The sequence below is a fragment of the Actinosynnema sp. NPDC023658 genome (genome assembly GCF_040639995.1).
GTDB lineage: Bacteria > Actinomycetota > Actinomycetes > Mycobacteriales > Pseudonocardiaceae > Actinosynnema.
In genome coordinates, this window is sequence record NZ_JBFAAX010000668.1 from 1 (window position 1) to 3,147 (window position 3,147).

The 3,147-nt window shown below is 72.5% G+C and carries 1 protein-coding gene; it reads right to left on the reverse strand.

Going from position 1 to position 3,147, the window contains the following annotated elements:
* Window positions 1-3,147 (reverse strand): amino acid adenylation domain-containing protein (locus AB0G02_RS32895; protein ID WP_360802045.1); only part of this gene is annotated, 3,147 nt, incomplete at both ends.

The following is a 3,147-nucleotide window of genomic DNA, read 5'->3' on the forward strand; positions in this document are numbered from 1 at the left end:
GACAGCGGGTAGGCGTCAGCGAGGCCCTCGGGCAGCGCGGCCCGGTCCTCGGCGGTGACCAGCTCGAACGGCGCCACCCGGCGGTCGGGCAGGCGCTCGGCGCGCGAGTCGACCACCGCGGCGAGCGCGGCCACCGACCGGTGCTCGAACACGTCCCGCACGGAGACGTCCACGCCGGCCGCGCGCAGCCGTCCGACCAGCGCCACGGCGGACATGGAGTTGCCGCCCAGGTCGAAGAAGCTGTCCCCCGCGCCGACGCGCGCGGTGTCCAGCAGGTCACCGAACAGGTTCGCGATCCGCTCCTGCGCCGGTCCGGTCGGCGGGGTGTACTCGGCCCTGGCCAGCGCGTCGTCGGTGGGCGCGGGCAGGGCGCGCTTGTCCAGCTTGCCGTTGTTGGTCAGCGGCAACCGCGCCAGCAGCACCACCGCCGAGGGCACCATGTACTCGGGCAGCCGTGCGGCGACGAACTCCCGCACCTCGCGCGGTGAGGGCTCCACCCCCGGTTCGGGCACGACGTAGCCGACGATCCGCCGGTCACCGGGCACGTCCTCGCGCAGCAGCACCGCCGCACCGCGCACATCGGGGTGCTCGGCCAGCACGGCCTCGATCTCACCGAGCTCGATCCGGAACCCGCGGACCTTCACCTGGTCGTCCAAGCGGCCCAGGAACTCCAGGCTCCCGTCCGACCGCCGACGAGCCAGGTCACCACTGCGGTACAGACGACCGCCGGGCTCGAACGGGTCCGGCACGAACCGCTCCGCCGTCAACGCCGGCCGGTTCAGGTAGCCGGTGGCGACGCCGGGACCGCCGACGTGGATCTCCCCCGGCACACCCACCGGCACCAGCCGACCGTGCCCGTCGAGCAGGTGGATGCGCAGGTCCGCCAGCGGCACGCCGATCGGGTTCGCCCAACCGTCCGCCACGTCCTCCTCGGTGACCTCGTAGTACGTCGAGTGCACCGTGGTCTCGGTGATGCCGTACATGTTGAGCAGCTTCGGGTTGGTCGTGCCGAACCGGTCGACCCACGGCCGCAGGTCGGCCATCTCCAGCTTCTCGCCCGCGAACACGACCGCGCGCAGCCGCAGCGAGTCCAGCCGCGCGTCGCCGGCGGCGGCCAGGCCGATCAGCCCCTTGAACGCCGACGGGGTCTGGTTCAGCACCGTCACGCCGTGGGCCACCAGCAGGTCCAGGAACTCGTCCGGCGACCGGGTGACGGCTTGCGGCACCACCACGAGCGTGCCGCCGAACAGCAGCGAACCCCACAACTCCCACACCGACACGTCGAACGCGTAGGAGTGGAACAGCGGCCACACGTCCGAGCCGGTGAACCGGTAGTGCCGGTCACCGGCACGCATCAACCGGACCACGTTGCGATGGGTCAGGCACACGCCCTTGGGCCGGCCGGTCGAACCGGACGTGTAGATGACGTAGACCAGGTCGTCCGGACCCGTGCCGCCGTCCACATCGGACTGCGGTAGGGCCGCGACCAGGGCGGTCACCCCGGGGTCGTCCACGACGACCGACGAGCCGCCGAAGAACCCGGCCACCACTTCGGCGCACGACGTGTGCGTCACGACCACGGACACGTCGGCGTCACCGACCATGAACCTCAACCGGTCCACCGGCACCGCCGGGTCCAACGGCAGGTAGGCCGCACCGGTCTTCAGCACCGCCAGCAACGACACGACCAGATCCACCGAACGCGGCAGGCACACACCCACCAACGAACCCGGCCGCACTCCCACCGAGATCAGGTGCCGTGCCAGGCGGTTCGCCCGCGCGTTCACCTCCCGGTAGGTCAGGACCTCGTCACCGGACACGACGGCCGGCGCGTCGGGGACCAGCGCGGCCCGTTCGGCGAACAGGACGTGCACGCCCCGGTCGACCGCGAAACCCTCGTGCGCGGCCGGTGCGACGAGCAACGCCCGTTCCTGCACCGACACGAACTCCAGCGCCGAGACGCGGCGGTGCGGACCGTCGACCGCGGCTTCGAGCAGGTTCAGGTAGTGCGCCGCGAACCGTTCGACGGTCTCGCGGTCGAACAGGGCCGACGCGTACTCCAGGTACCCGGTGACGCCGCCGTCGCCGCGGTGCTGCGCGAGCAGGGTCAGGTCGGTCTTGGCGACCCGCCACGCCTCCGCGAACGCGGCGATGTCGTCGGCGTCGTCGGTGGTGCCGGTCGCGCCTTCCTCGTGGAAGTCGAACGCCACCTGGTAGAGCGGGGTCCGGGAGAGGTCGCGCGGCACGTCGAGCGCGTCGACCACCCGGTCGAACGGCACGGACTGGTGCGCGAACGCCGACCGGGCCACGTCGCGCACCCGGTCGAGCGCCTGCCCGAATGTCGGGTCGTCACCGAGGTCGCAGCGCAGCACCACGTTGTTGAGGAAGAAGCCGACCAGGTCGGCGGTCTCGGCGCGGTCCCGCCCGGCGACCGGTGTGCCGATCGCGATGTCGTCCTGGCCGCTGTAGCGGGCCAGCAGGATCGCGTAGCAGGCCAGGAACGCCATGAACGGCGTTGCGCCGTGCCGGCGACCGAGTGCGGTGACCCGTTCGGCCAGCGCGGGCGGCACGTCGAAAGCCACCAGGCCGCCGCGCGCGTCCCTCTCGGCGGGCCGGGGCCGGTCGGTGACCAGTTCCAGCGGTTCCAGCCCGGCCAGCCGCATGCGCCAGTGGTCGAGGTCGCGGTCGAACCGGTCGCCGGTCGCGCGTTCCCAGGTGGCGTAGTCGGCGTACTGGAGGGTGGTGGGCGGCAGGTCGCCCGCCGCGGTGAGGAGGTGGCGGAGCTCGCGTTCCAGCACCACGCTGGACCAGCCGTCACAGGCGATGTGGTGGATGGTGAGCAGCAGCAGCGACTCGGCGTCCGACACGGGCATCAGCAGCGCGCGCCACACCGGGCCGTTGGCCAGGTCGAAGCCGTGCGCGAGCTGCGCCCGGACGTAGTCGAACCGGTCGGCCTCGTCGCCGTCGACCACGGTCAGCTCGACCTTGCCCGGCGGGCCGACGCGCTGCGCGGGCACGCCGGACTCCGCCACGTAGGTGGTGCGCAGGATTTCGTGCCTGGCCTCCAGCGCGTTCAGCGCCGCCTGCACGTCGGCGTCCCGGGGGATGCGCAGGAACACCGGCGTGACCCACTCCAGGCTGCCCGGC